A 26,601-nucleotide genomic window follows, 5' to 3' on the forward strand; every position below is an offset into this window, starting at 1 on the left:
CTCTTACAACCGAGAGAAATCATTGAAAAGTGCAAGCCCCATTAACAACATCAGCAGAACAGAGCCAATGCGATAACTAAAGTCTTGAACTCGCTCGGATACCGGGCCGCCTTTCAGCTTCTCAATCGCCAAAAACAGCAAATGTCCCCCATCTAATACGGGGAGCGGGAACAGGTTGATTATGCCTAAATTCACGCTGATGAGTGCAAGAAACATCAGGTAGTAAATCAGCCCATACTCCGCAGACATCCCAGCCCCCTGGGCGATAGAAATCGGCCCACTGAGGTTGTTCAGTTTGACGTCACCGGTGATCAATTTTCCCAGCATACTGACCGTCAGCTTCATCAACTGCCCGGTTTTTTCCGTGGCTTCGACGATGGCGCTGAATGGCCCATACTGGCGCACTGTTTTATATTCCTCAGGCAGCGGGATAATCTTTGGTACTACCCCTGCAAACCCTTCCGCTTTTCCGCTACCGTGTTTTGTATCTGGTATCAGACTTAAAGACAAGAGACTGCCCTGCCTTTCGATCTCCAGCTGTAACGCTTTGCCGGGGTTATCACGCACCAGCGTAACAAACGTCATCCATTGCGTCAGCGGCTGACCGTTGACTGTAACGATCCGATCCCCCGCTTGTAAACCGGCTTTACGCGCCGCAGAGTCAGACTGCACCTCTGCCAGCACCGGTTCAATTTGCGCACCTCGCGGACGAATACCGAGCGAGGTCACCGGATCTTCTTTATCCGGCTCGAACGCCCAGTGCCGCAGGTTGAGGATTTTATCCTGACGCTGCTCGCTGCCGAAAGGGGCCATGGTGAGAGTGGTGCTTTCGTCACCAATTTTCGCCACCAGCGCCATGCGCACAGCATCCCAGTCAGGCGTTTCGATACCATCGACGGCTTTTAGTTCCGTGCCTGGTGCAATTTGTGCTTCCGCCGCGATGGAATTGGCGGTTATTTCACCAACAACCGGACGAATACCAGGGACGCCAATGATAAACACCAGCCAGTAGGCGAAGATAGCGAAGAGGAAGTTAGCGATGGGGCCGGCGGCGATAACGGCAGCGCGCTGGCCAACCGTTTTATTGTTAAACGCCATGTGGCGCATTTCAGGCACCACCGCGTCAACGCGCTCGTCGAGCATTTTGACGTAGCCACCCAGCGGAATCAGGGCGACCACAAATTCGGTGCCGCGCTTATCTACGCGACGCCACAGCGCTTTACCAAAACCGATAGAAAAGCGTTCTACGCGGATGCCACAGCGCCGAGCAACCCAGAAATGACCAAATTCGTGTACGGTGATCAATACCCCTAACGCGACAATAAACGCGGCCAGGTTCCAGAGAATGCTCAGCATAAGTCCATCCGTTAAATCGTCCTGAAAACCAGCAGCAGCAGGCAGGCAAAGACCGGTACCGCCGCCGTCAGGCTGTCGATTCGGTCAAGGATCCCGCCGTGGCCAGGAATCAAATGACCGCTGTCTTTAATGCCGGCTTCACGTTTGAACATACTTTCGGTGAGATCACCCAAAACGGAAGCCAGCGCTGCCACGATGGAACAGGTTAACAGTATGGACGGTGCAACGTCCAGATTTGCCCACAGGCCGTAAGCCCAGGAGATAATTGCCGCCGTGATCAGGCCGCCGATAAACCCCTGCCAGGTTTTGCCCGGCGAAACCTTCGGCGCCAGCTTGTGCTTGCCGAACAGCTTACCAAACATATAGGCTCCGGAGTCTGCGCCCCAGACCAGGATCATGACATAAAGCAGCCACAGCGCGCCGCTGTAGTGGTTTTCATCATAGTGCCACGCGCGCAGCGCCAGCATTCCCCAGAAGAACGGTATAATCGTGACGATACCGAAAATCAGGCGCAGAACCTTTGACTGACGCCAGAAGGCGGCGGACGCGGGATAAGAGAGCACCAATACCAGCGCAATCACCCACCAGACCATCGAGGCCCACAGCGATGTTTCCACCACCGGTTGATGAATATTGTGGTGATATTCCGGAATCATAAAGAGCATCACCGCCAGCAACAGGCCACATAGCACCGCCAGCCACACGCGTTGAGTGCGCGAGGTGAAACCGCTTAATTGTCCCCATTCCCAGGCCGCCAGCATACAGACAACCAGCGTCACAATAGCAAAGCCGCCGGGCGGCAGCAGAAACAGGGCTGCAATGACAACCGGTATTAGAATTAATGCAGAAATCAGGCGATACTTCAGCAAAAGCTACCCCCATCAGGCCTTGTCGCCACCAGGCTCGGTGCCGCCGAAACGACGTTCACGATTGGCAAACGCATGCAGTGCACCCTCAAAGTCTTGTTCATCGAAATCGGGCCAAAGAACATCTGTAAAGTAAAGTTCAGCATAGGCAATTTGCCAGATAAGAAAGTTACTGATTCGATGCTCTCCCCCGGTCCTAATTACTAAATCTACGGGAGCCAGTTCATGCATGCAGACCTGCTGATTCAGCAGTTCTTCACTGATTTGATCGGGGCGGAGTTCCCCTTCCTGAACCTGTTCGGCTAAGCGCTGAACTCCCTGAACAATATCCCATCGGCCACCGTAGTTGGCGGCGATGTTCAATGTTAACCCCGTATTATGTTCCGTCAGCGCTTCCGCTTTCCGAATCCGCTCTTGCAGGCGGGAGTTAAAGCGACGGGTATCGCCAATGATCCGCAGCCGAACGTTATGACGGTGCAGACTTTTTACTTCGCTATCCAGCGCCCAGACGAACAGCTCCATCAGAGCGCTCACCTCTTGTTCGGGGCGATTCCAGTTTTCACTGCTGAACGCGTAAAGCGTGAGTGCTTCAATACCATGATTCGCGGCATAGGCGACGGCACGACGCACGGATTTCGCCCCGGCTTTGTGCCCAAAGGCTCGGATTTTACCTTGCTTTTTCGCCCAGCGGCCGTTGCCATCCATAATGATTGCCACATGACGGCAACCGTGGGCTGGCAGATTCTCACTGGTTGGTTGGTTAGCAGACAACATAACGCGTTTTTAATCCATAAAAAGGGATGAGCGGTACCCCGGAATACAGCTGTACACTTTGTCGCACAGGCGAGCCTGATTGATTTTACGTCTCTTTGTCTCGCAAAAAAGCCGTGTTAAATCACGGCTCTCTCCGTCGCCCAGCCAAAACGCGCAGCGATCGGGTGGCGCAGACTATATCACTGAAGCCAGATGCTCACAAATGCCATAACGGCATGTATGCTGATTCCGCTCTCATTACCTGACGAAATATTTCGTCTGCATCACCGCCGCTTCACGCGCCCACGCATCAATCGCCAGCACCTCATCTACGCTCTGAGGTTCGTGCAGATCGCGCTGCTCCAGCACCGCCAGATTGAGGGCGGCGATGTCGGTAAAGCGAATCTGACCGTCGAGGAATGCCGCGACCGAAATCTCGTTAGCCGCATTCAGCGCGGTAGTCGCAGCCTGCCCCTGTTCGAAAGCATCCATCGCCAGCTTCAGGCAAGGGTAGCGGGCATAATCCGGTTCGGAAAAGCTCAGCGCGCCCAGCTTACAGAAATCCAGCGCTTTCGCCCCGGACACGACGCGGTGCGGCCAGGCCATGGTATTAGCAATCGGCGTCCGCATATCGGGCTCACCCAACTGTGCCAGCACGCTTCCGTCCTGGTAACGTACCATCGAGTGGATCACCGACTGAGGGTGAATCAATACTTCCATTTGCTGGGCTGATGCATTGAACAGCCAGCGGGCTTCGATGTATTCCAGACCTTTATTCATCATGGTGGCCGAGTCGACGGAGATTTTGCGCCCCATCGACCAGTTCGGGTGACGACAGGCCTGATCTGGCGTCATGGCGCTCAGATCGGCGATAGGCGTCTCCCGGAACGGGCCACCTGACCCGGTGAGCAGAATGGACGACACCCCATGCTGCGTCAGGTCAGCGTAACCTAAGTCGCACTGAAAACTTTGCGGCAAACTCTGAAAGATAGCGTTATGTTCACTGTCGACCGGCAGCAGCCGCGCGCCAGACTGTTTTACCGCCTCGAGGAACAGCCGCCCGCAGGTCACCAGCGACTCTTTGTTCGCCAGCAGAATCGTTTTACCCGCGCGAATTGCCGCCAGGGTCGGAAGCAAGCCCGCCGCGCCGACGATTGCCGCCATCACCTGATCGACCTCATCAAGCGCCGCAACCTCACACGCCGCCTGCTGACCGCTCAGCACCTCGGTGCGGCTGCCGCGCTCGCGCAGCGCCAGCTTCAGGGCATCGGCACTTCTGGCATCGTCCATCACCGCATAGCGCGGAGCAAATTCCAGACATTGTTCGACCATCCGGTCGACATTTTTGCCCGCTACCAGCGCCGTGACGGCAAAACTCTCGGGGTTATGACGCACCACGTCCAGCGTGTTGCAGCCGATAGAGCCTGTTGAGCCCAGAACAGTTAATCGCTTCATGAGAGATCCAGGATTGATAAAATGCAAAACGCCGCCAGCGAAGCGCTTATGCTTCCTGTACGGCGTTCATCGCACCACTTACACAGCTTAGAACTGCATCAGCTCGGCTTCTTTCTCTGCCAGTGCGGCTTCAACTTTCTTGATAGCAGCATCAGTCAGTTTTTGTACTTCTTCCTGAGAACGGCGATCGTCGTCTTCGCTGATCTCTTTGTCTTTCAGCAGCGCCTTCACTTTGTCGTTCGCATCACGACGAACGTTACGCACGGAAACGCGCGCCTGTTCGGCTTCGCCACGAACGATTTTGGTCAGGTCTTTACGACGTTCTTCCGTCAGCGGAGGCAGCGGAACGCGGATATCGGTACCCGCAGAGCTTGGGTTCAGACCGAGGTCAGACGCCATGATCGCTTTCTCAACGGCCGGGCCCATCGAGCGGTCGAACACGTTGATTTTCAGCGTACGGGTATCTTCTACGGTGACGCTCGCCAGCTGACGCAGCGGGGTTGCTGTGCCGTAATACTCAACGACAATGCCATCCAGCAGGCTGGGAGAAGCACGACCCGTGCGAATTTTGCTGATTTGGTTTTTGAACGCTTCAACGCATTTGTCCATGCGTACTTCAGCATCTTTTCTGATATCGCTAATCACGTTACGAATCCTTGAAAACTAGTCTCAGTCGACCAAACGGCCACACAGTACAGAGAATGTGCTTAAGTATAGTCTCGTTTAAATCAAGCCACAGAATATCTGAATTCTGCCAGATAAAAGCGAATCTTACCCGGAAATGGCAGTAACGGAAATTATTCCGTAATTAAAGTGCCTTCTTTTTCGCCCATGACCACGCGACGCAGAGCGCCCGGTTTGTTCATGTTGAATACGCGAATTGGCAGTTTGTGGTCACGGGCCAGCGTGAAGGCAGCCAGATCCATGACTTTCAGTTCTTTATCCAGTACTTCGCTGTAGGTCAGCTGTTCGTACATGGTGGCTGACGGGTCTTTCGCCGGGTCAGCGGTGAATACGCCGTCAACTTTGGTTGCTTTCAGCACCACGTCGGCTTCAATTTCGATGCCGCGCAGGCAGGCTGCGGAGTCGGTGGTGAAGAACGGGTTGCCGGTACCGGCGGACAGAATCACGACGCGGTTGTTACGCAGCAGGCTGATCGCCTCTGCCCAGCTGTAGTTGTCGCAAACGCCATTCAGCGGAATTGCCGACATCAGGCGGGCGTTCACATAGGCGCGATGCAGTGCGTCACGCATTGCCAGACCGTTCATTACCGTAGCCAGCATGCCCATGTGGTCGCCCACAACGCGGTTCATACCGGCTTTCGCCAGACCCGCACCGCGGAACAGGTTGCCACCACCAATGACGACACCCACCTGGATGCCCAGCTCGACAAGTTCTTTAATCTCTTGCGCCATGCGGTCAAGAATACTTGCGTCAATACCGAAGCCTTCAGTCCCCTGCAATGCTTCACCGCTAAGCTTAAGCAGAATACGTTTGTAGACAGGTTTTGCGTTGGTAGCCATTTTCTTTCCTGAGAGTGTCACGAATGGGATGGTTAAATTCGAGTGACATCATGCGTTCCTTGCCACTTAGCCCCTATAGGAGCTGGCTGATTTCCACATGACGATGTTCTTTCTGTACTGCGATTCTTTACGACACAAAAGAGAGCCGCCCTCAGGCGGCTCCTTTACTGCAATTAAGACTGCTTGGACATGGCAGCAACTTCTGCTGCGAAGTCAGTCTCAACTTTCTCGATGCCTTCGCCCACTTCGAAGCGGATGAAGCCAGTCACGTCAGCGTTGTGCTCTTTCAGCAGCTGGCCAACAGACTTGCTCGGATCCATAACGAACGGCTGACCGGTCAGAGAAACTTCGCCGGTGAATTTCTTCATGCGGCCTTCAACCATTTTCTCTGCGATTTCTTTCGGCTTACCAGACTGCATCGCGATATCCAGCTGTACCTGGTATTCTTTCTCTACCACTTCAGCGGATACGTCTTCCGGCTTAACGAATTCTGGTTTGCTTGCAGCAACGTGCATTGCCAGCTGTTTAACCAGCTCTTCGTCAGCGCCTTTAGCTGCAACCAGAACACCGATGCGCGCACCGTGCTGGTAGTTGCCCAGAACGTCACCTTCTAGGGAAGCTACGCGACGGATGTTGATGTTCTCACCGATTTTAGCAACCAGCGCAACACGTTCTTCTTCGAACTGTGCTTTCAGAACTTCAACGTCGGTGATGTTACCCGCAACAGCAGCGTCCAGAACTTTGTCTGCAAATGCCTGGAAACCAGCATCTTTAGCAACGAAGTCAGTCTGGCAGTTAACTTCCAGAATGAAAGCAACGTGGCCGTTGATTTTGGTTTTGATCACGCCGTCAGCAGCAACGTTGCCTGCTTTTTTAGCCGCTTTGATCGCGCCAGATTTACGCATGTTTTCGATTGCCAGCTCGATGTCGCCATTAGCTTCAGTCAGGGCTTTTTTGCAATCCATCATGCCTGCGCCAGTACGTTCACGCAGCTCTTTTACCAGGGAAGCGGTAATTTCAGCCATTCTAAAATCCTCGGAAGATTTGATCTGCCCGGCCTGAAACCGCACAGATTTAAAAGTGAAAAAGGGGGCCATAAACAGGCCCCCTAACCAAACGTGTTACTACCTGGTTTATAAGGGCTCTAACGAGCGTGCCTTATTACTCAGCTTCTACGAAGCTTTCTTCCGCCTGGGAAGCCAGATCGGAAGAACGGCCTTCACGAACGGTAGCAGCGACAGCGCTCAGGTACAGGGTCACAGCACGGATTGCATCGTCGTTACCCGGGATAACGAAATCAACGCCATCTGGATCAGAGTTGGTATCAACGATAGAGAATACCGGGATACCCAGGTTGTTCGCTTCTTTGATAGCAATGTGTTCGTGGTCAGCATCGATAACGAACAGTGCGTCCGGCAGGCCGCCCATGTCTTTGATACCGCCCAGGCTGTTTTCCAGTTTCTCAAGCTCACGAGTACGCATCAGCGCTTCTTTCTTGGTCAGCTTGTCGAAAGTACCGTCCTGAGACTGAGTTTCCAGATCTTTCAGACGTTTGATGGACTGACGAACGGTTTTCCAGTTAGTCAGCATACCGCCCAGCCAGCGATGGTTCACGAAGAACTGGTCGCAGCTCAGAGCAGCTTCTTTCACAGCTTCGCTTGCAGCGCGTTTAGTACCAACGAAAAGGATTTTGCCTTTACGAGAAGAGATCTTGTTCAGTTCAGCCAGAGCTTCGTTGAACATCGGTACAGTTTTCTCAAGGTTGATGATGTGAACTTTGTTACGCGCGCCGAAGATGAAAGGCTTCATTTTCGGGTTCCAGTAACGGGTCTGGTGACCGAAGTGAACACCAGCCTTGAGCATGTCGCGCATGGAAACAGTTGCCATGGTTAAAACCTCTATAGATAAAGTTGGGGTTATGCCTCCACGTATCCCATATTACCGACCCCAAAGGGCACCCCGGAATATGTGTCGATACGTGTGTGTTATTTACACAAAGTGAGATTTGTCGCTTCCGGACAAAACAATGAACGGAAGTTCGGCGCGCTTTATACCATAAAATTGGTGAAGACACCAACAGTTGTTATCTGCCCCGCAGGGCACGAAAGGCGAAGTTCAGAATGATTCTCAATTTGGCAGGCAGTGCTCCTGGCTGTTAACATTGACATCACTAATACTCAATTATTGTCGAAAAAATCGACACTGATGGACATATTCCATGGCTATTTCTATTAAGACCCCAGAAGACATTGAAAAAATGCGCGTTGCCGGCCGTCTGGCTGCCGAAGTGCTCGAAATGATTGCCCCGCACGTGAAGCCTGGCGTGACCACCGGCGAGCTGGATCGCATTTGCAACGACTATATCGTTAACGAACAAAAAGCGATCTCTGCCTGCCTTGGCTACCACGGCTATCCGAAATCGGTCTGTATTTCTATTAATGAAGTGGTGTGCCACGGTATCCCCGATGACGAAAAGCACCTGAAAGACGGCGACATCGTTAACATCGACGTGACGGTCATTAAGGATGAGTTCCACGGCGACACCTCCAAAATGTTTATCGTCGGCAAACCGACCATTCTCGGCGAGCGTCTGTGCCGCGTCACTCAGGAGAGCCTGTACCTGGCGCTCAAAATGGTGAAGCCGGGCATCAACCTGCGCGAAATCGGTGCGGCGATTCAGAAGTTCGTTGAAGCTGAAGGCTTCTCGGTGGTGCGTGAATACTGCGGTCACGGCATCGGCCGCGGCTTCCACGAAGAGCCGCAGGTGCTGCACTACGATTCTCGCGAAACCGACGTGGTGCTGAAACAGGGCATGACCTTCACCATTGAACCGATGGTCAACGCCGGTAAGAAAGAAATCCGCACAATGAAAGACGGCTGGACGGTAAAAACCAAAGACCGAAGCTTGTCTGCACAGTACGAGCATACTATTGTGGTGACGGACAACGGCTGCGAAATACTGACGTTACGCTCGGATGACACCATCCCGGCGATAATCTCGCACAACGACTAACGAAAAGCCGGCGCACGCCGGCTTTTTTATGGGTAATCGTTTTTTCTTATGGGTGGCGCAATGAGTAACTCCTTACCTGAACTGGCTTGTACCCCCCTTCCCGCCCTGCCCGGCCAACCGGAAAATCCGGTTGAGTGGCCAGAAAGCAGCCTCAACTGCACCGATATTAAAAGCCGGCTGGACGATTTCCAGCGCTGGCTGGGCGTCGCTTTCGACGATGGCGTCAGCGCCGAGCAACTGATTGAAGCCCGCACCGAATTCATCGACCAATTGTTACAGCGGCTATGGCTACTGTACGGTTTTGGTGCCGTGGAAGACGCCGCGCTGGTTGCCGTCGGCGGCTACGGTCGCGGCGAGCTGCATCCGCTTTCGGACGTCGACCTGCTGATCCTCAGCCGTAAAAAACTGCCCGACGAACAGGCGCAGAAAATCGGCGAACTGCTGACGCTGCTGTGGGATCTCAAGCTGGAAGTGGGCCACAGCGTTCGCACGCTGGAAGAGTGTCTGCTGGAAGGCTTATCTGACTTAACCGTCGCGACCAACCTGATTGAGTCGCGGCTGCTGATTGGCGACGTCGCGCTGTTCCTCGAACTGCAAAAGCATATTTTCAGCGAAGGCTTCTGGCCGTCAGAAACGTTCTTCCCGGCCAAAGTGGCCGAACAGGAGGCGCGCCACCAGCGCTACCACGGCACCAGCTACAATCTGGAGCCGGACATTAAAAGCAGCCCGGGAGGCCTGCGCGACATCCACACCATTCAGTGGGTCGCCCGCCGCCACTTCGGCGCCACCTCGCTTGACGAAATGGTCAGCTTTGGCTTCCTGACCGAAGCAGAGCGTAACGAACTCAATGAGTGTCTGCATCTGCTGTGGCGCATTCGCTTTGCCCTGCATCTGGAACTAACCCGCTACGACAACCGCCTGCTGTTCGACCGTCAGCTTAGCGTCGCCCAACGCCTGAAGTATGCCGGTGAAGGCAATCAGCCGATCGAACACATGATGAAGGACTTCTATCGCGTTACCCGCCGCGTCGGCGAGCTGAACCACATGCTGCTGCAGCTGTTTGATGAGGCGATCCTGGCGCTGACCGAAGACGAAAAGCCACGCGCCATCGACGACGACTTCCAGCTGCGCGGTACGCTGATCGATTTGCGCGACGACACGCTGTTTATTCGCGAGCCGCAGGCGATCCTGCGCATGTTCTATATGATGGTGCGTAACAGCAATATCACTGGCATCTATTCCACTACGTTGCGCCACCTACGCCACGCGCGGCGTCATCTTACCGAGCCGCTGTGCTATATCCCCGAGGCGCGTTCGCTGTTCCTGAACATGCTGCGCCACCCTGGTGCGGTCAGCCGCGGTCTGCTGCCAATGCATCGCCACAGCGTGCTGTGGGCCTATATGCCGCAGTGGTCGTATATTGTCGGCCAGATGCAGTTCGACCTGTTCCACGCCTATACCGTTGATGAACACACCATCCGCGTGCTGCTAAAGCTCGAAAGTTTCGCTCACGAAGAAACCCGCTCGCGCCATCCGCTGTGCGTCGACCTGTGGCCGCGCCTGAACCACCCGGAGCTGATTCTGATTGCCGCCCTGTTCCACGATATTGCAAAAGGCCGCGGCGGCGACCATTCCATCCTCGGCGCGCAGGACGTGCTGAAGTTTGCCGAACTGCACGGGCTGAACTCGCGCGAAACCCAGCTGGTCGCCTGGCTGGTGCGCCAGCATCTGCTGATGTCCGTCACCGCCCAGCGCCGCGATATTCAGGATCCGGAAGTCATCAAGCAGTTTGCTGAAGAAGTACAGACCGAGCACCGCCTGCGCTTCCTGGTGTGCCTGACGGTGGCCGATATCTGTGCCACCAACGAAACGCTGTGGAACAGCTGGAAGCAGAGCCTGCTGCGCGAGCTGTACTTCGCCACTGAAAAACAGCTGCGCCGCGGGATGCAAAACACGCCGGATATGCGCGAACGCGTCCGTCATCACCAGATGCAGGCGCTGGCGCTGCTGCGCATGGACAACATCGACGAAGAGGCGCTGCATCAAATCTGGAACCGCTGTCGCGCCAACTACTTTGTGCGCCATACGCCAAACCAGCTGGCCTGGCACGCCCGTCATCTGCTCAAACACGACCTGACCCAGCCGATGATCCTGCTCAGCCCGCAGGCCACCCGCGGCGGCACCGAGATCTTTATCTGGAGCCCCGATCGGCCGTACCTGTTCGCCGCCGTGTGCGCCGAACTGGATCGCCGCAACCTGAGCGTGCACGACGCGCAGATTTTCACCACCCGCGATGGCATGGCGATGGACTCATTCATCGTGCTCGAACCGGACGGCAGCCCGCTGTCCAGCGATCGTCATGAAGCAATCCGCTTAGGGCTCGAGCAGGCAATTACCCAGCGCAGCTGGCAGCCGCCGCAGCCGCGTCGTCAGGCGGCCAAGCTGCGCCACTTTTCGGTGGATACCGAAGTCAATTTCCTGCCGACCCATACCGACCGCCGCTCATTCCTTGAGCTGATCGCGCTCGACCAACCTGGGCTGCTCGCCCGCGTCGGTCAGGTGTTTGCCGACCTCGGCATTTCGCTCCACGGGGCCAGAATTACGACAATTGGTGAACGAGTAGAAGATTTATTTATAATCGCCACCGCCGACCGGCGTGCCCTTAATAATGAGCTGCAACAAGAAGTGCAACAACGGTTGACAGCAGCCCTCAATCCAAACGATAAAGGGTAACGTATTTTTTTTAAGTAAATGGAAAGAGAAACAATGCAGCAATTACAGAACGTTATTGAGTCCGCTTTTGAGCGTCGCGCCGACATCACGCCGGCAAATGTGGATACCGTAACCCGCGAAGCGGTTAACCAGGTGATTTCCCTGCTGGATTCCGGCGCGCTGCGTGTCGCTGAAAAGATTGACGGCCAGTGGGTCACTCACCAGTGGCTGAAGAAAGCGGTTCTGCTCTCTTTCCGTATTAACGATAACCAGGTTATCGACGGTGCGGAAAGCCGCTACTTCGATAAAGTACCGATGAAATTCGCCGACTACGACGAAGCGCGTTTCCAGAAAGAAGGTTTCCGCGTAGTGCCACCGGCAGCCGTTCGCCAGGGCGCTTATATCGCGCGTAACACCGTACTGATGCCATCCTATGTGAACATCGGCGCTTACGTTGACGAAGGCTCCATGGTCGATACCTGGGCAACCGTTGGCTCCTGCGCGCAAATCGGTAAAAACGTTCACCTGTCCGGCGGCGTCGGCATCGGTGGCGTACTGGAACCGCTGCAGGCGAACCCAACCATCATCGAAGACAACTGCTTCATCGGCGCGCGTTCTGAAGTGGTTGAAGGCGTGATCGTTGAAGAAGGTTCCGTGATCTCCATGGGCGTGTACCTCGGTCAGAGCACCAAAATCTACGATCGCGAAACCGGCGAAGTCTTCTATGGTCGCGTACCGGCAGGCTCCGTTGTCGTTTCCGGCAACCTGCCTTCCAAAGACGGCAAGTACAGCCTGTACTGCGCGGTCATCGTGAAGAAGGTCGATGCGAAGACCCGCGGTAAAGTGGGTATCAACGAGCTGCTGCGTACTATCGATTAATAAGATGCGAAAAAGCGGGGGCTACCCCGCTTTTTTTTATTCGTAAGCTGGCGGAAATAGATTTTTTCGTTAATTATTCAATAGTTAATTTAGATCAGGGGTGCCGCTATGTACGATAATCTGAAAAGTTTAGGGATTACCAATCCCGATGAAATCGATCGTTACAGCCTCCGGCAGGAAGCCAACAACGATATCCTGAAAATCTATTTCCAGAAGGATAAAGGCGAGTTTTTTGCCAAGAGCGTCAAGTTCAAGTATCCACGTCAGCGTAAAACCATCGCCGGTGACGGCGTGGGACAGGGCTTCAAAGAAGTGCAGGAAATCAGCCCAAATCTGCGCTACGTGATCGACGAGCTGGATCAACTCTGCCAGCGAGATCGCACAGAAGTCGATCTGAAGCGTAAGATCCTTGACGATCTGCGTCATCTCGAAAGCGTTGTGACCAACAAGATCAGCGAAATTGAAGCCGATCTGGAAAAGCTAACGCGTAAGTAGCTGCGGGTGAATGTATTCGTAGGCCGGGTAAGGCGAAGCCGCCACCCGGCAATGTGCAAGTGCCATGCCTGATGGCGCTACGCTTATCAGGTCTACGCAAACCACAAATTATGCATCAATATCACAACCGGGTTTTATCACCGCTGCTCATCCAGCTGTAGCGCAATATACAACAGCAGCCTGTCATCGAAATTCCCCAAATCCAATCCCGTCAGTTCAGAGATACGGTTCAGGCGATACTCCAGCGTATTACGGTGAATAAAAAGCGCTTTTGACGTGGCCAGCGGCTGCACGTTATGGCGAAACCACGCGGCTAGCGTACGGCGCAGCAGGCCGTTGTTGTCCATTGCCTTCAGGCGCATTAGCGGACGCGACAGTTCATTCGCCTGCCAGCCGCCGCGCAGGCTATCGAGCAGTACCGGCAACATTAAATCCTGATAGAAATAGCTGCGGCTTTCCGGCATCCGCTGCTTACCCACCATCATGGTGGTGCGCGCGGTACGATACGAGCGGGCAATGCTGCCCGGCCCGGTAAAATAGTTGCCGAGCGCCACGCGAAAACGCAGATGGCCGTTTTCTTTCATCCGCGCAATCAGCTGCTCAACGCGCTTTTGGTGATCTTCGGCATCCCAGCGGCCAAAGGGGTTGAGCGCCGGCTTCAGTACCACCATTTCGGTCAGCGAGACAATGGCAATCAGGTTATTGCGCTCCGGGGTGGTCAGCGCGTTTTGCAGCTGCTGCAGTTCCGCCATCGCGCTATCGACACCCAGCTGGCCGCTGTCCACTTCCACCACCGCCGCCACGCGCGGCTGATTGAGGTCAATGCCCAGACGCTGTGCCCATTCGGTCAGCGCGGGCGTGTTCTCTTCGGCCTGGATCAGGTTCATCACCAGTTCTTCACGCAAACGGCTATCCTGCGCCAGCAGGTGCATCAACCGAGACTGCTCAAGCATCATCTCCGCCGTCATGCACACCAGCTCACCGTATTTGCGCAGCGTCTCCGGTTCACCGGTCAGGCCAATAACGCCGACGATTTCCCCCTCCAGACGCAGCGGTAGATTGATGCCTTGCCGGACGCCGTGCAGATGGCGCGCCACCGCATCGTCAATATCCACCACCCTGCCCTGAGACAGTACCAACAGCGCGCCTTCGTGCAATTCACCAATACGCTCGCGATCGCCGCTGCCGATAATGCGCCCACGAGCATCCATTACGTTGATATTGGTATCAATGATGCGCATGGTTCGCGCCACAATATCCTGCGCCATTTTTGTATCAAGATGCCAGCTAGCCATGAACCCCTCCTGTGAGCAGGTTACATGATAAGAAAGATGAGAATCCCCTGCACTGTGCAAATGCACAAAGCACGGTTGAGATCTATGGAGTTGTGGGAAGCTTCACATTACGCAGAAAGAAACCCTTTCCCCGGGCGGGGAAAGGGTTGGGGTGAGGATTACTGCATCAGCAGGTAGATAGTGCTATCGCCACGCTGAATATTCAGCGCCAGCACGGACGGTTTGCTGTCGAGGATTTTGCGCAGCTCGGCGATATTTTTCACCGCCTGCTGGTTTGCTCCCACGATAACGTCACCTTTCTTCAGGCCAATCTGTGCGGCCGGGGTGCCGGCTTTCACCGAATTCACCACCACGCCTTTGTCCTGGCCTTTGTTGCTCATCTCTGCGCCTTCAATCCCGTTGAAGATGCTGCTGGACTCAACCTGATTCTGGCTGCTCTGCTGCAGTTCAAGGTTAACCGTTACCGGCTTACCGTCGCGCAGCAGGCCGAGGGTGATTTTGCTGCCCACCGGCATGGTGCCTACCTGCGCACGCAGGGCTGCGAAGCTGCTGATCGGCTTGCCGTTCAGCTCGGTAATAACGTCGCCCGCTTTGATGCCCGCTTTCGCGGCGGAAGAGTTCGGCATCACCTGGCTGACGAAGGCGCCGCGCTGAGCGTCGACTTTCATCGCTTTCGCCAGCTCGGAGTTCAGCTCAGTACCCATAATGCCCAGCTCACCGCGTTTCACCTGACCAAATTTCACCATCTGGTCGGTCAGGTTTTTCACCATGTTACTCGGGATAGCAAAACCGATACCGATGTTGCCGCCGTCCGGCGCGAGGATTGCGGTGTTAATCCCGATCAGTTCGCCGTTCAGGTTAACCAGCGCGCCGCCGGAGTTACCGCGGTTGATCGCCGCATCGGTCTGGATAAAGTTTTCGTAGTTTTCGACGTTCAGACCGCTACGCCCCAGCGCCGAGACGATACCTGAAGTCACGGTTTCGCCCAGGCCGAACGGGTTACCGATGGCGACGGTATAGTCACCTACGCGCAGTGCATCGGAATCCGCCAGCTTAATCGCGGTCAGGTTTTTCGGGTCCTGAATCTGAATCAGCGCGATGTCGGAACGCGGGTCCTTACCGACCACTTTGGCATCGAACTTGCGCCCATCGCTCAGTTGAACCTTAATCACGTTGGCGTTATCGACCACGTGGTTGTTGGTCACGACGTAGCCTTTGGCCGCGTCAATCACCACCCCGGAACCCAGCGCCATAAATTTCTGCTGCTGCTGCGGCTGGCCGCCAGCGCTCGGGCCCGCGCCCTGACAGAACGGCGAGCTCTGGAACGGTGAACCGTCCTGGCAGAACGGCGAGTTGTCGCCGAAGAACTGCTGGAAATTACGGCCCATGCGCGGCGTGTTTACCGTTGTGCTGCCCTCAACATTAATGCTGACGACTGACGGCATTACCTTTTCCAGCATCGGTGCCAGGCTAGGCATAGGCTGGGCAGCGGATGCGGTGGAAGATGCCGTCTCGGCCGCGCTAGCGGACAACGGAGACAGAGCCAGACTTAAACTAAGAGCCAGTGCACTCATTGCTAACGTGGTTTTTTTCATGTGTTTCAATCTCAATATCAGATTACGCAAAATTGCTGTGTCGTGACTATCAGATTCACTTTATGGCACTAAGTTCCGTTTTACGGTGCGTTGGAAAAGTAAAAATTTATTGAGCGTCTTTACAAAACTTCTGATTATTCTACCGCCATCAGCCGTCGATATTCATCCCATGCGTAGAGATCGGTCATACCGCTGATATAATCCTGCAACAGGCGACAGCGATAATAATATTCCATCACCGGGAACTCCACGCTCTCGCGCGGAATTTTGTTTACCGCCTCAACATAGGCTAAACGATGGCGGGTTGAAAGTTTGCAGAAAAGCCGTGACTCAATCGGCAAGTGACGGACTCTTTCCTGTTCTACCAGTTCGCTGAAATCGCTTAAGGATAATTTAAGCAACGGCCCATAGATATCCAGTAACCCGCCAATAACGCGGTAGCCCTGTAATTCAAGCTGCTCGACCTCAGGATGACTAAAGACATGTTTTCTCGCAACATTTTTATAAACATCCAACAATTTACTATAGCTACTTTCATCTTCCAGCAGCGCGTGATTAAAATCACCGGTATAAATCTGCGACAAATTATCAATAAACCGCTGTGCCGCATAGGGCACCAATTTATTTAGCGTATTGACCCGTAAATACATAAAGAACTGATCTTCAGCACTGCGGCTTAATGAATTGGCGCGCGATTTATCCCAAGCATTTTCCACCACCTGTGCGAACAGTGAGCCTTTAGCATGATCCGACCAGGCATCGTATAAATGCTGATACAGCTGCTCAACGCTAAAGATGCGTTTTTCTACCGCATCTTCAAGGTCAGCTACACAATAAGAAATATCATCGGCCGCTTCCATAATCCAGGTTAATGGAAAGCGATTGTAAGGCGCTAAATCAAGTTCTTTACGTAAGCGCGCAATATACTGTTCTTCAGCCAGGTAGTAGCCCGGTTTTTTCATTAAATAACTGTGGGTCGCCGGCGTCTCGCCCGCCCACCAGGCCGGGCGGGTGTATTTCAAAATGCACCCCACCTGCGCCCAGGTCAGATTCATGCGCATTAAGGTGTGTACCAGGCGAATGCCCTGCGCGTTGCCCTCGAAGTGACATAAATCCTGGCGCACCTTACGGCGCAGCCCGTTCAGCGCCTCTTCCCCCTCGCGCAGCCGCAGGCTGACCACCTCACAGCGGTCGTGGCTGAGCGGCTGGCCCAGCGCGTCTTTCGGCGCCAGACGCTGGCTGAACCAATCGTTGATCGCCGCTTCGCCAAAGTGGCCGAACGGCGGGTTGCCGATATCGTGCATCAGACAGGCCATTTCAACCACGCTCTCAAACGGCCCGGTCAGCTCGTCGAGCCCGTAGGCAGCCAGCAGCTTTTTCTCTTTCAGGCGGCTGAGGATCTCTTTGGCGATATAGCGCCCCACCTGCTGCACCTCCATCGAGTGGGTCAGGCGCGTGCGGACGGCAGCGTTGCGTTCCAGCGGGAACACCTGGGTTTTCTGCTGCAGGCGGCGAATGGCGGGCGAGTTAATAATGCGCCCGCGGTCGCTTTCAAAAATGCGCAGAATTTCATGCTCCGAGCCCGCGCCCTGCGGTGAGCGATAGCGCCGACGCCAGTTAATTTTGTTGCGAAAATCAATCTTAGCCATAGCCTCTCCATCGCGAGCCACTCATTACAAGACATGCGCTTCCGTCGAACCGCATGATAAACTATGCCTTTAAACATGGCATATCGCGAGTAAATCTATGAAAATCGGCATTATTGGCGCAATGGAAGAAGAAGTGACGCTGCTGCGTGACAAAATCGAAAATCGTCAAACTATCACCCTCGGCGGTAGCGAAATCTACACCGGTCAGTTGAACGGCGTTGACGTTGCGCTACTGAAGTCAGGCATTGGTAAAGTGGCTGCCGCGATGGGTGCCGCCCTGCTGCTGGAGCGCTGCCAGCCGGACGTGGTGATCAACACCGGTTCTGCGGGTGGCCTGGCGCCGACGCTGAAAGTGGGCGATATCGTGGTCTCCGACGAAGCGCGCTACCATGATGCCGACGTCACCGCATTCGGCTACGAAATTGGGCAAATGGCCGGTTGCCCGGCAGCGTTTAAAGCCGACGAAAAACTGATTACCGCGGCGCAATCCTGCATTAAGGCGCTGGATCTGAACGCCGTTCGCGGCCTGATTGTCAGCGGCGATGCCTTCATTAACGGTGCCGAAGGGCTGGCAAAAATCCGCCGCAACTTCCCACAAGCGATTGCCGTTGAAATGGAAGCGACCGCAATTGCCCACGTGTGTCACAGCTTTGCCGTGCCGTTCGTGGTGGTGCGCGCCATCTCCGACGTGGCAGACAAAGAGTCTCACCTCAGCTTTGACGAGTTCCTGGCCGTCGCGGCTAAGCAGTCAACCCTGATGGTTGAAGCGCTGGTGCAGAAGCTGGCGCGTGGCTAAGCGGCTTCTCACCGGGCTGCTGGCCCTGCTGTTTAGCGCCCCGGCGTGGCTAACTGCCGCGCCGCGGGTTATCTCTCTCTCCCCAGCCAATACCGAACTGGCCTTCGCCGCTGGGATCGTCCCCGTTGGCGTCAGCGCCTGGTCAGACTATCCCGCGGCCGCCAAGCAGATTGAACAGGTCGCCTCGTGGCAGGGTATCAACCTTGAGCGTATCGTTGCGCTGCACCCCGACGTCGTGCTGGCGTGGAAGGAAGGCAACGCCGAGCGACAGGTCAATCAGCTGCGCTCGCTGGGCATCACCGTACTGTGGATTGATTCACACCGTATTGAAGATATTGCCGACGCGCTGCGCGCGCTGGCAAAGTGGAGCCCGCAGCCGCAAAAAGCCGAACAGGCTGCCGCCGACTTATTACACGACTACACGCAGCTGAAGGCTCAATACGCCAGCGCGCCGAAAAAACGCGTGTTCATGCAGTTCGGCTTTAACCCGATTTTCACCAGTAATAAAAATGCGATTCAAAACCAGGTACTGGAAATTTGCGGTGGGCAGAACGTTTTTGCCGACAGCCGCGTCGCCTGGCCACAGGTCAGCCGCGAGCAGGTGTTGACCCGTCAGCCGCAGGCGATTGTTGCCGCCGGAGACGAGAGTCAAATTCCGAAAATTCAGCAGTACTGGGCTAGCCAGCTCACAGTCCCGGTCATTCCACTGAATAGTGACTGGTTTGAACGCGCGAGCCCACGTATTATCCTTGCCGCAAAACAACTCTGTACTGCGCTGGAGCAGGTTCATTAACGGGATAATTGGTCATGCTTGTTTACTGGCTGGATATTGTTGGCACCATGGTTTTCGCCGTTTCTGGCGTATTACTGGCAGGAAAGCTGCGCATGGACCCGTTCGGCGTACTGGTGCTCGGCGTGGTCACCGCCGTCGGCGGCGGCACCATTCGCGATATGGCGCTCGCTAACGGCCCGGTGTTTTGGGTAAAAGATCCCACCGACCTGGTCGTGGCAATGGTCACCTGTATGTTAACCATCGTACTGGTGCGCCAGCCGCGCCGTCTGCCGAAATGGGTGCTGCCGGTGCTCGACGCCGTCGGGCTGGCGGTGTTCGTCGGTATCGGCGTGAATAAAGCCTTCCTCGCCCACTCCGGGCCGCTGGTTGCCATCTGCATGGGCGTGGTGACCGGCGTCGGCGGGGGGATCATCCGTGACGTGCTGGCGCGCGAAGTGCCGATGATCCTGCGCACCGAGATCTACGCCACGGCGTGCATTATTGGCGGGATTGTCCACGCGACGGCCTACTACACCTTCGAGGTGCCGCTGGAGAACGCCAGTATGATGGGGATGGTGGTCACGCTGGCCATTCGCCTGGCGGCCATTCGCTGGCACCTGAAGCTGCCGACCTTCGCACTGGACGATAACGGGCGCTAACCCCAGATGCATCAAACAAAATAGCCTACCGCAAGGTAGGCTATCACGGTAGGCCGGATAAGGCGTTTACGCCGCCATCCGGCAACCTGCGCAGAATCTGCCGGATGGCGCTTTGCTTATTCGGCCGACAACGTGACCGGCATTGCACCAGAGACTCATCAGATGCTGAAGGAAGAACCGCAGCCGCAGGTGCTGGTTGCGTTCGGGTTGGTCACGATAAAGCGTGAACCTTCCAGCCCTTCGGTGTAGTCGACGGAACCGCCCACCAGATACTGCAGGCTCATCGGATCAACCACCAGGCCTACGCCCTGTTTTTCGATGGTCATGTCGCCTTCGTTGATCTGATCGTCAAAGGTAAAGCCATACTGGAAGCCGCTGCAGCCGCCGCCCGTGATATACACGCGCAGCTTCAGGTTTGGATTCTCTTCATCCGCAATCAGGACTTTTACTTTTTTGGCTGCGGCGTCGGTAAACTCCAGCGGCAGCGCTACGTCATCACTCATTTTATGCTCCCATTACTACAGCTAGTCTGGGCAATTATTAACCCGACTCTTTGGGTCATTATCTAATACCCTGGTAAATCGTTCAAGTATTCTCCGGGGCCGCCTGCCGAGCTTTCGCCTCTTGCTCTGCTTCTTGTTTTGCCAGCGTACGCGCCAGAATGGTCGCATACAGCGGCTGCCCGCCGAGGAACTGGGCTAATAGCGTGGCACCGAGTCCGGTAATAATCATTGGCAAAATGAGCTGATAGTTATCGGTCATCTCCAGCACCAGCACAATACCGGTTAACGGCGCGCGTACCGAGGCCGCCAGAAGCGCCCCCATGCCGGCAATCGCAAAAGTGCCCGCATCCAGATGATAGGCCGGGAACAGACTCGCTGCCGCCGTACCGAACGCCGTGCCCAATAGCGTGCCCAGCGCCAGCATGGGCGCAAAAATCCCGCCCGGAGCGCCGGAGGAGAAACACAGCAATGTGGTCACCACGCGGGCGATAAACAGGAACAGCAGCGCGCCGATGGTATAGTTGCCCGCCGCGGCAATCGGGATCAGGTTAAATCCGCCCCCCGCCGCCGCCGGTTGCATCAGCCCCAGCACGCCGCAGCCGCCGCCGATCAGACCGCCAATCAGCACCCACTTTTTAATATTCCCACCGTGAATGCGGAAGAACATGTCCTGAGTTTTCAGCACCAGGGTATTAAACAGCGGCCCGAAGCAGCCAAAGACGATCCCTAGCACCATATACAGCCACAGGGTGTTAACCGGCGCATTGGTCAGCTTGCCCACCTCAATCACCGGCGTTTCACCGTTGAAGATGCGGAATACGATGCTCGACATAATCACGCCGGTAAACACGGCTTTAATCGAGATCAGGCTGTAGCGAAACTGCGGGCGCATCTCTTCAATAATGAACAAAATGCCCGCCAGCGGCGCGTTAAACGCCGCCGAGAGCCCCGCCGCTGCGCCGGTTGCCAATAATGTATGGCGCGCTTCTTCACCGCGCTGGCGGAAGATATCCCCCACCATGCGCCCCAGATTGCCGCCAATCTGCACCGTTGGCCCTTCACGCCCCAGCACCATGCCAGCGCCGAGCGTGCCCATGCCGCCGACAAATTTTACCGGCAGCACGCGCCACCAGCGCACCGGGCGCAATTCTTCCAGCGCGCCCTCTATTTCCGGAATACCGGAACCACCGGCTTCCTGGGCAAAGCGACGTACCAGCCAATAGCCCAGCATCGCCAGCAGTGCCGAAAGAATAAACGCCAGCGGCCAGACGATAAACCAGCGATCGGCCACCTGTGCCAGCGTGCCAATGCGCACGTTCTGCACCCAACTGACCGCATGTTCGAACGCCACGCCAACCACCCCAACAAGCGTGCCGACTACGGCGGACATCAGCAGCACCATCAGCGGTGTTTTATCGCGGTTCAGTAATTTACGCACCACATCGCGGCGACGTTTATGCACTATCCGCTGTGCCTCTAAAGGGGGTATTTCTGCTTTCATACCGTCATCACTAATTGGTAATACAAATAGGAAGGGAGGGCATTTTACCCAAGCCTGTGCGCTACGTCGCGAAAAAATTGCGCTACGAATGCTTTGTTGCAACGGGGTAAAAACTTAGTTCATCACAGGTTAGTACGAATAGAGAGAAAGTGGCGCAGAAGATTGTTTGAACGGACCTGACCGGTGACGTCCCTGGTGTCAGGATCTCTGCGTCTGGTAAGAAGGAGCTATCGTCAACATGCCTCCCGGCGGAGGCATGTTTTATGTTGTGTAGTACCTTACTCTTCTACGGGCTCAGGCTTCTTTTTCACGAGGAAATTGTAAGCCACCAGCAGAGCGAAAATACCGGTAATTGTCATGGTGATGGTGCCTGGCGTCATAAAGCGCGCCATGTTGCCAAGAATAATCCCCACCACGCCGAAGTCGGTATCGGAGAAGGTTGTGTTGGTTAAACCCAGCGCCCCCAGCACTGGAATCAGCGCAACCGGTAAGAAGGTAATCAGAATACCGTGGGCGAAAGCACCGAGAATCGCGCCGCGTTTACCGCCGGTCGCATTACCGAATACCCCAGCCGTTGCCCCACAGAAGAAGTGAGGGACGACGCCCGGCAGAATCAGTACCCACTTGAGCTGCCCAAGGATGAACAGCCCCACCAGACCACCGACAAAACTTGAGATAAAGCCGACTAACACCGCGTTCGGCGCATACGGGAAGACGATTGGACAGTCCAGCGCCGGACGTGCGTTAGGCACCAGACGCTCGGAGAAACCGGTAAATGCCGGAACGATCTCCGCCAGAATTAAACGCACACCCTGCAGGATAATAAATACCCCAGCTGCAAAGGTGATTGCCTGAATAAAGGAGTACACCAGGTAGTTCTGACCGTGGCTAAAGTTGCTTTCGACGTACTCTTTACCCGCAGAAATCGACAGGACCAGATAAATGATCATCATCGTCAGAGAGATAGAGATCGTGCTATCGCGCAAGAAGCTCAGGTTCTTAGGCATGTTCATCTCTTCGGTAGATTTAGAACCTTTACCGACGACAGAACCGATCCACCCAGAAAGCACGTAGCCAACCGTACCGGTATGCGCCAGAGCAACCTGGTCATTACCAATAATTTTACGCATATAAGGTTGAGCAATGGCCGGGAAGAAGCCCATTAACATGCCGAGTGCCAGCGAACCCGTATAAATAAGCTGAACGCCTTCGAAGCCGGCTACCGACAGAATAATGGCCACCATACAGGCCATGTAGAAGGTCACATGCCCGGACAGATAGATATATTTTAAACGGGTGAATCTGGCGACCACAATGTTCGCGACCATACCGAACGCCATAATAAGCGTGGTTGGCGCGCCATATTTTTCCAGCGCAATAGAGACCATCGCCTCATTGTTCGGAATAATACCCTGCACATCAAAGGCCTGCTTGAAGATATCACCTAACGGCGATAGCGAGCCGACCAGAACTAAAGCGCCTCCGGATAATACCAGGAATCCCAGTATCGTTTTGACGGTCCCTTTAATGACATCAGGGAAGGATTTTTTTTGTGCAACCAAGCCGAACAGCGCCACCAGCCCGACAAGGATTGATGGCACCTTCAGGATATCAACAATAAGCTGTAAAACGTTTTGAACAAACATATTAACCTCTGTCGCAGGGTATTTTTCTTGCCCGACTTAATTATTGCTGATCAAAATAGTCTTTTATTTTTTGTTCAATTTCGTTCAGGTCGATAATGTTATTAATCACAATAACTTTATCTGCCGGTAAGTTAGCGCTGAAGGCAATATCTTTCGCCATAACGAAAACATCGGCCACGTCAGGCGTTACGGAACCTAAATCAGAGTGTTCAACGTCCGCAGTGATATTGATTTTTTTGAGAACCTTTTTGATGTTCATTTCCATCATAAAACTGCTACCCAGACCTGAACCACATACCGCCATAATTTTCATAGTAGACCTCATATTTTTACGATTGGGGTGTCATTAACAAGAAGACGACGTTTCACCGAGTAAAATCGCCTGCAATTCTTCTGTAGTTTGCGTATTAAAAATCTGCTGCATCACCTCATCATCTGACAGCACTTCGGCGAGCTGCGAAATCATTTCAATGTGGCTATTGCTGTCCGGAGCGGAGAACATAAAAATCGCGTCCACCGGATCGTTCTCTTCTGAATTGAACTCAACCGCCTGCCCCAGTTTGACGATGGAGAGCCCCAGCGCCATCGCGCCCTGCTCTGGCCGCGTATGCGGCATCGCGATGCGCGGAGCAATCACGAAGTAGGGGCCGATCTCTTCTTTTTGTTTGATAATCGAATCGATATAGACCGGTGAAATCGCCCCTTCATCCAGCAGCGGGCGACCCGCAATCTGGATCGCCTCTTTCCAGTCACTTACCGATTGAACATACTGAACTTTGTTTTTATTCAGCCAGTTGGATAATGTTGGCATGGATATTACCTATCGTTCTTGATGATAAAAATGGGTGACTAGAGCATGCGACGGGCAGTTTCAGTCACATTCTCTTTCGTAAAGCCAAAGTATTTAAACAGGACGCTCGCTGGCGCAGATTCACCAAAGGAGTCCATGCCGATAACCTTCCCATCCAGCCCGGTGTAGCGCTGCCAGAACCCTTCAATGCTGGCCTCTATCGCCAGACGGTTACGCACGTGCTTCGGCAATACGGACTCTCTGTAGGCTTCATCTTGCTTATCAAAGCGTTCAGTACACGGCATAGAAACCACGCGAATCTGGTGGCCTTCCTGCTGCAACGTACGGGCGGCGGCAACCGCCAAGGCGACCTCTGAACCTGCAGATATCAGGATCAGCTCAGGTTCGCCATCGCACTCGACCAGCACATAGCCGCCACGAGCAATATTGTTAAGTTGTTCAGCGCTGCGAGCCTGCTGTTCAAGCGGTTGGCGAGTCAGCACTAAGGCCGATGGGCCGTCCTGACGTTCAATCGCCTGCTGCCAGGAGACCGCCACTTCCACCTGATCGCACCCGCGCCAGGTTTCCATATTCGGCGTCAGGCGCAGCGAAGCCAACTGCTCAACCGGCTGGTGCGTCGGACCATCTTCACCCAAGCCAATGGTGTCGTGGGTATAAACAAAGATGGAACGAATCTTCATCAGCGCCGCCATACGCAGCGCATTGCGGGCATATTCCATAAACATCAGGAAAGTACCGCCGTAAGGGATAAACCCACCGTGCAGCGCCAGGCCATTCATGATGGCTGACATGCCAAATTCACGAACGCCATAAGAGAGATAATTCCCCGCTCCATGCTCGGCGGTAAAATCGATAGACTTCTGATGCCTGGTCAGGTTAGACGGCGAAAGATCCGCAGACCCGCCCATCAACTCAGGCATCATACCGGCGAAAAAATTTAAGCAGTTCTGACTCACCTGTCGCGTTGCCAGCGACGCCGGATTAGCCTGTAGCTCATCGATGTACAACTGCATTTTTTCGGCCCACTGCGTAGGCAGTTCGCCCTTCATACGGCGCAAAAACTCGGCCGCCAGCTCAGGCCATTGCAGTGCATAATCAGCAAACAGCGCGTCCCATGCTTGCTCATCCTGAGCCCCTTTTTCGGTCGCATCCCAGGCAGCATACACATCGTCAGGAATTTCAAACGGCGGATACGGCCACTCGAGGCGCTCACGCACCAGGGCGACTTCATCGGCCCCCAGCGCTGAACCATGGCATTCATGACTGTCTGCTTTATTCGGCGAGCCGAAACCAATGATGGTTTTACAGCACAGCAGGCTCGGTTTATCGCTGACCTGTTTGGCTTCACGAACGGCAGCGTCAATCGCCTGCGGGTCGTGACCATCAATACCTTCAATCACGTGCCAGCCATAGGCGCGGAAGCGGGCTGCGGTATCTTCAGCGAACCAGCCTTCAACGTGCCCGTCGATAGAGATGCCATTATCGTCCCAGACGGCAATCAGATTACCCAACCCTAACGTTCCGGCCAGGCTACATACTTCATGGGAGATCCCCTCCATTAGGCAGCCATCACCCATGAACAGCCAGGTGTAGTGATCGACGATCTCAAACCCAGGCTTATTGAATTCGGCAGCCAGCGCTTTTTCGGCAATGGCCATTCCGACGGCGTTTGCTACCCCTTGCCCCAACGGGCCGGTGGTGGTTTCAATGCCAGGCGTGTAGCCATACTCCGGGTGTCCAGGCGTACGAGAGTGAAGCTGACGGAATTCACGGATGTCATTCATGCTCAGGTCATAGCCTGTGAGGTGCAGCAGAGAATAAATCAGCATGGAGCCATGACCATTCGACTGCACATAGCGATCGCGGTTAAACCACTGCGGGTTTTTTGGGTTATGGCGAAGGTGATGACGCCATACGACCTCGGCAATATCAGCCATACCCATCGGTGCACCCGGATGGCCGGAGTTGGCTTTCTGAATCGCATCAACGCTCAGAATTCGAATGGCATTCGCTAATTTTCTGTTGCTCATACGTCTCTCTTTTTACCTGGATTTTACGTTCAACAATAACGCTTTTGGGGTTTTCCCCACGCCAGCATGAATAGACATGTCGAAAGAAACCTTAGATTTTATCGTTGTATCACTCCGCCATAAGGTTCAACGCGGTTTGAAATCTCCTTCGGCAATCAGAAAAAAAATAAACATTAAAATACAATGCATTAATTTAAAAAAATTCATTATTACTGCATCTTTACGCCTTTCAACATAAGTCTATACATGTTTTACTTGTCTAGTCATCTTGATGATGCACATAGACGTGTCC

Annotated in this window: 24 protein-coding genes; 7 read left to right on the forward strand and 17 right to left on the reverse strand. The window is 54.5% G+C overall.

Annotation, left to right across the window (positions count from 1 at the left end):
• Nucleotides 1-3: 3 nt before the first annotated feature.
• From rseP to rpsB, 8 genes are all read right to left on the reverse strand, one after another.
• A complete protein-coding gene (rseP, locus tag H7R58_RS19350; protein WP_182929432.1) occupies nt 4-1,356 on the reverse strand; it encodes a sigma E protease regulator RseP in 1,353 nt (450 codons plus the stop codon).
• A gap of 11 nt (nt 1,357-1,367) precedes the next feature.
• Nucleotides 1,368-2,225, reverse strand: a complete 858-nt coding sequence (gene cdsA / locus H7R58_RS19355; protein ID WP_106925572.1) for a phosphatidate cytidylyltransferase — start codon at nt 2,223-2,225, stop codon at nt 1,368-1,370.
• Between the two features lie 12 nt (nt 2,226-2,237).
• Nucleotides 2,238-2,996: a (2E,6E)-farnesyl-diphosphate-specific ditrans,polycis-undecaprenyl-diphosphate synthase gene (ispU, locus tag H7R58_RS19360; RefSeq protein WP_106925570.1), complete on the reverse strand. Its 759-nt coding sequence runs from the start codon at nt 2,994-2,996 to the stop codon at nt 2,238-2,240.
• A gap of 237 nt (nt 2,997-3,233) precedes the next feature.
• Nucleotides 3,234-4,430, reverse strand: coding sequence for a 1-deoxy-D-xylulose-5-phosphate reductoisomerase (gene ispC / locus H7R58_RS19365; protein ID WP_106925568.1), 1,197 nt, complete (start codon nt 4,428-4,430; stop codon nt 3,234-3,236).
• 87 nt (nt 4,431-4,517) lie between these two features.
• Nucleotides 4,518-5,075, reverse strand: coding sequence for a ribosome recycling factor (gene frr, locus H7R58_RS19370; RefSeq protein WP_106925566.1), 558 nt, complete (start codon nt 5,073-5,075; stop codon nt 4,518-4,520).
• A gap of 152 nt (nt 5,076-5,227) precedes the next feature.
• Nucleotides 5,228-5,953: a UMP kinase gene (gene pyrH / locus H7R58_RS19375; protein ID WP_001748944.1), complete on the reverse strand. Its 726-nt coding sequence runs from the start codon at nt 5,951-5,953 to the stop codon at nt 5,228-5,230.
• Nucleotides 5,954-6,126: 173 nt separating this feature from the next.
• Nucleotides 6,127-6,978 carry a translation elongation factor Ts gene (gene tsf / locus H7R58_RS19380; RefSeq protein WP_106925564.1) on the reverse strand — a complete coding sequence of 284 codons (852 nt, stop codon included), beginning with the start codon at nt 6,976-6,978 and terminating at the stop codon, nt 6,127-6,129.
• A gap of 136 nt (nt 6,979-7,114) precedes the next feature.
• Nucleotides 7,115-7,840 carry a 30S ribosomal protein S2 gene (gene rpsB, locus H7R58_RS19385; RefSeq protein ID WP_064547569.1) on the reverse strand — a complete coding sequence of 242 codons (726 nt, stop codon included), beginning with the start codon at nt 7,838-7,840 and terminating at the stop codon, nt 7,115-7,117.
• Nucleotides 7,841-8,171: 331 nt separating this feature from the next.
• Here rpsB and map point away from each other — a divergent pair, with 331 nt between their 5' ends.
• From map to H7R58_RS19405, 4 genes are all read left to right on the forward strand, one after another.
• The gene (map, locus tag H7R58_RS19390; protein WP_106925562.1) at nt 8,172-8,966 is read left to right on the forward strand and encodes a type I methionyl aminopeptidase; all 795 of its coding nucleotides are present in this window, start codon (nt 8,172-8,174) and stop codon (nt 8,964-8,966) included.
• 60 nt (nt 8,967-9,026) lie between these two features.
• A complete protein-coding gene (gene glnD / locus H7R58_RS19395; protein ID WP_106925560.1) occupies nt 9,027-11,699 on the forward strand; it encodes a bifunctional uridylyltransferase/uridylyl-removing protein GlnD in 2,673 nt (890 codons plus the stop codon).
• 33 nt (nt 11,700-11,732) lie between these two features.
• Nucleotides 11,733-12,557: a 2,3,4,5-tetrahydropyridine-2,6-dicarboxylate N-succinyltransferase gene (gene dapD / locus H7R58_RS19400; protein WP_052285401.1), complete on the forward strand. Its 825-nt coding sequence runs from the start codon at nt 11,733-11,735 to the stop codon at nt 12,555-12,557.
• 108 nt (nt 12,558-12,665) lie between these two features.
• Complete coding sequence (locus tag H7R58_RS19405) at nt 12,666-13,052, forward strand: DUF3461 family protein (RefSeq protein ID WP_106925558.1); 387 nt, start codon at nt 12,666-12,668, stop codon at nt 13,050-13,052.
• A gap of 137 nt (nt 13,053-13,189) precedes the next feature.
• Here the strand turns inward: H7R58_RS19405 and cdaR are convergent, their stop codons facing one another.
• The 3 genes from cdaR to dgt all read right to left on the reverse strand — a co-directional run bounded on the left by cdaR (nt 13,190) and on the right by dgt (nt 17,591).
• Complete coding sequence (gene cdaR, locus H7R58_RS19410) at nt 13,190-14,347, reverse strand: DNA-binding transcriptional regulator CdaR (protein ID WP_106925556.1); 1,158 nt, start codon at nt 14,345-14,347, stop codon at nt 13,190-13,192.
• Nucleotides 14,348-14,505: 158 nt separating this feature from the next.
• Nucleotides 14,506-15,942 (reverse strand): serine endoprotease DegP, encoded by a 1,437-nt coding sequence (gene degP, locus H7R58_RS19415; RefSeq protein WP_106925554.1) that lies wholly within the window; start codon nt 15,940-15,942, stop codon nt 14,506-14,508.
• Between the two features lie 134 nt (nt 15,943-16,076).
• On the reverse strand, nt 16,077-17,591 hold the full coding sequence (gene dgt / locus H7R58_RS19420; RefSeq protein ID WP_182929433.1) for a dGTPase: 1,515 nt from the start codon (nt 17,589-17,591) through the stop codon (nt 16,077-16,079).
• A gap of 97 nt (nt 17,592-17,688) precedes the next feature.
• On the opposite strand from dgt, the gene mtnN reads away from it, so the two are divergent.
• The 3 genes from mtnN to H7R58_RS19435 are packed head-to-tail and all read left to right on the forward strand — an operon-like array spanning nt 17,689 to nt 19,818.
• Complete coding sequence (mtnN, locus tag H7R58_RS19425; protein WP_182929434.1) at nt 17,689-18,387, forward strand: 5'-methylthioadenosine/S-adenosylhomocysteine nucleosidase; 699 nt, start codon at nt 17,689-17,691, stop codon at nt 18,385-18,387.
• A complete protein-coding gene (btuF, locus tag H7R58_RS19430; protein WP_182929435.1) occupies nt 18,380-19,180 on the forward strand; it encodes a vitamin B12 ABC transporter substrate-binding protein BtuF in 801 nt (266 codons plus the stop codon). The genes mtnN and btuF overlap by 8 nt, the downstream gene beginning before the upstream one ends.
• A gap of 14 nt (nt 19,181-19,194) precedes the next feature.
• On the forward strand, nt 19,195-19,818 hold the full coding sequence (locus H7R58_RS19435) for a TRIC cation channel family protein (protein ID WP_182929436.1): 624 nt from the start codon (nt 19,195-19,197) through the stop codon (nt 19,816-19,818).
• A gap of 158 nt (nt 19,819-19,976) precedes the next feature.
• Here the strand turns inward: H7R58_RS19435 and erpA are convergent, their stop codons facing one another.
• The 6 genes from erpA to tkt all read right to left on the reverse strand — a co-directional run bounded on the left by erpA (nt 19,977) and on the right by tkt (nt 26,309).
• The gene (gene erpA, locus H7R58_RS19440; RefSeq protein ID WP_106925544.1) at nt 19,977-20,321 is read right to left on the reverse strand and encodes an iron-sulfur cluster insertion protein ErpA; all 345 of its coding nucleotides are present in this window, start codon (nt 20,319-20,321) and stop codon (nt 19,977-19,979) included.
• Between the two features lie 82 nt (nt 20,322-20,403).
• Entirely contained in the window at nt 20,404-21,822 is a 1,419-nt protein-coding gene (gene clcA / locus H7R58_RS19445) for a H(+)/Cl(-) exchange transporter ClcA (RefSeq protein WP_182929437.1), read from the reverse strand.
• A 278-nt stretch (nt 21,823-22,100) separates the two neighbouring features.
• A complete protein-coding gene (locus H7R58_RS19450) occupies nt 22,101-23,468 on the reverse strand; it encodes a PTS ascorbate transporter subunit IIC (protein ID WP_106925540.1) in 1,368 nt (455 codons plus the stop codon).
• Nucleotides 23,469-23,508: 40 nt separating this feature from the next.
• Entirely contained in the window at nt 23,509-23,781 is a 273-nt protein-coding gene (locus tag H7R58_RS19455) for a PTS sugar transporter subunit IIB (RefSeq protein ID WP_106925538.1), read from the reverse strand.
• Between the two features lie 33 nt (nt 23,782-23,814).
• Entirely contained in the window at nt 23,815-24,279 is a 465-nt protein-coding gene (locus H7R58_RS19460; RefSeq protein ID WP_106925536.1) for a PTS sugar transporter subunit IIA, read from the reverse strand.
• A 38-nt stretch (nt 24,280-24,317) separates the two neighbouring features.
• Entirely contained in the window at nt 24,318-26,309 is a 1,992-nt protein-coding gene (gene tkt / locus H7R58_RS19465) for a transketolase (protein ID WP_106925534.1), read from the reverse strand.
• Nucleotides 26,310-26,601 lie beyond the last annotated feature (292 nt).

It is taken from the genome of Klebsiella sp. WP4-W18-ESBL-05, assembly GCF_014169075.1.
Classification (GTDB): Bacteria; Pseudomonadota; Gammaproteobacteria; order Enterobacterales; family Enterobacteriaceae; genus Kluyvera; species Kluyvera ascorbata_B.

What these genes read in the sequence shown, in the direction of transcription:
- rseP (WP_182929432.1), bottom strand. Translation starts at nt 1,356, where the DNA reads ATGCTGAGCATTCTCTGGAACCTGGCCGCGTTTATTGTCGCGTTAGGG.
- ispU (WP_106925570.1), bottom strand. Translation starts at nt 2,996, where the DNA reads ATGTTGTCTGCTAACCAACCAACCAGTGAGAATCTGCCAGCCCACGGT.
- ispC (WP_106925568.1), bottom strand. Translation starts at nt 4,430, where the DNA reads ATGAAGCGATTAACTGTTCTGGGCTCAACAGGCTCTATCGGCTGCAAC.
- pyrH (WP_001748944.1), bottom strand. Translation starts at nt 5,953, where the DNA reads ATGGCTACCAACGCAAAACCTGTCTACAAACGTATTCTGCTTAAGCTT.
- tsf (WP_106925564.1), bottom strand. Translation starts at nt 6,978, where the DNA reads ATGGCTGAAATTACCGCTTCCCTGGTAAAAGAGCTGCGTGAACGTACT.
- rpsB (WP_064547569.1), bottom strand. Translation starts at nt 7,840, where the DNA reads ATGGCAACTGTTTCCATGCGCGACATGCTCAAGGCTGGTGTTCACTTC.
- map (WP_106925562.1), top strand. Translation starts at nt 8,172, where the DNA reads ATGGCTATTTCTATTAAGACCCCAGAAGACATTGAAAAAATGCGCGTT.
- glnD (WP_106925560.1), top strand. Translation starts at nt 9,027, where the DNA reads ATGAGTAACTCCTTACCTGAACTGGCTTGTACCCCCCTTCCCGCCCTG.
- dapD (WP_052285401.1), top strand. Translation starts at nt 11,733, where the DNA reads ATGCAGCAATTACAGAACGTTATTGAGTCCGCTTTTGAGCGTCGCGCC.
- H7R58_RS19405 (WP_106925558.1), top strand. Translation starts at nt 12,666, where the DNA reads ATGTACGATAATCTGAAAAGTTTAGGGATTACCAATCCCGATGAAATC.
- cdaR (WP_106925556.1), bottom strand. Translation starts at nt 14,347, where the DNA reads ATGGCTAGCTGGCATCTTGATACAAAAATGGCGCAGGATATTGTGGCG.
- degP (WP_106925554.1), bottom strand. Translation starts at nt 15,942, where the DNA reads ATGAAAAAAACCACGTTAGCAATGAGTGCACTGGCTCTTAGTTTAAGT.
- dgt (WP_182929433.1), bottom strand. Translation starts at nt 17,591, where the DNA reads ATGGCTAAGATTGATTTTCGCAACAAAATTAACTGGCGTCGGCGCTAT.
- mtnN (WP_182929434.1), top strand. Translation starts at nt 17,689, where the DNA reads ATGAAAATCGGCATTATTGGCGCAATGGAAGAAGAAGTGACGCTGCTG.
- H7R58_RS19435 (WP_182929436.1), top strand. Translation starts at nt 19,195, where the DNA reads ATGCTTGTTTACTGGCTGGATATTGTTGGCACCATGGTTTTCGCCGTT.
- erpA (WP_106925544.1), bottom strand. Translation starts at nt 20,321, where the DNA reads ATGAGTGATGACGTAGCGCTGCCGCTGGAGTTTACCGACGCCGCAGCC.
- clcA (WP_182929437.1), bottom strand. Translation starts at nt 21,822, where the DNA reads ATGAAAGCAGAAATACCCCCTTTAGAGGCACAGCGGATAGTGCATAAA.
- H7R58_RS19450 (WP_106925540.1), bottom strand. Translation starts at nt 23,468, where the DNA reads ATGTTTGTTCAAAACGTTTTACAGCTTATTGTTGATATCCTGAAGGTG.
- H7R58_RS19455 (WP_106925538.1), bottom strand. Translation starts at nt 23,781, where the DNA reads ATGAAAATTATGGCGGTATGTGGTTCAGGTCTGGGTAGCAGTTTTATG.
- H7R58_RS19460 (WP_106925536.1), bottom strand. Translation starts at nt 24,279, where the DNA reads ATGCCAACATTATCCAACTGGCTGAATAAAAACAAAGTTCAGTATGTT.
- tkt (WP_106925534.1), bottom strand. Translation starts at nt 26,309, where the DNA reads ATGAGCAACAGAAAATTAGCGAATGCCATTCGAATTCTGAGCGTTGAT.